This is a genomic window from Mycolicibacterium arseniciresistens (assembly GCF_030519285.1).
Classification (GTDB): domain Bacteria; phylum Actinomycetota; class Actinomycetes; order Mycobacteriales; family Mycobacteriaceae; genus Mycobacterium; species Mycobacterium arseniciresistens.
Map to the genome: position 1 here is coordinate 1 of NZ_JAUMSQ010000601.1, position 311 is coordinate 311.

Genomic DNA, 311 nt, shown 5'->3' on the forward strand with positions numbered 1-311 from the left:
GCGCCGACGTCGAGGGCGGCGACGGTGACCGAGAGGCCCCGGTCCTCCAGCGCCCGCACCCCGCGCACCGCCTCCGAATCGGCGTGCTCGCCCCATGCCGACCGCTCGGGCAGTCCCGACCGGGAGAGCAGCACCAACCGCCGGGCGCCCAGGTCGGCCAACCGCTGCGCCATCCGCAGGCCCAGCGCGCCGGTGCCGCCGGTGATCAGATAGCTGCCTGCAGGTGAACACTCCATCGGCGCAGCCGTTCTCGCACCTGCGGGCGCCAGCCGGGCGGCCAGGGCGGCGCCGTCGCGCACCACCACCACACC

At 76.5% G+C, this 311-nt stretch carries 1 protein-coding gene; it reads right to left on the minus strand.

The genetic code is table 11. From position 1 onward, the window contains the following. Positions 1–311: KR domain-containing protein (locus Q2100_RS31725; RefSeq protein WP_302917180.1), on the minus strand; the 311-nt coding region annotated here is incomplete at both ends.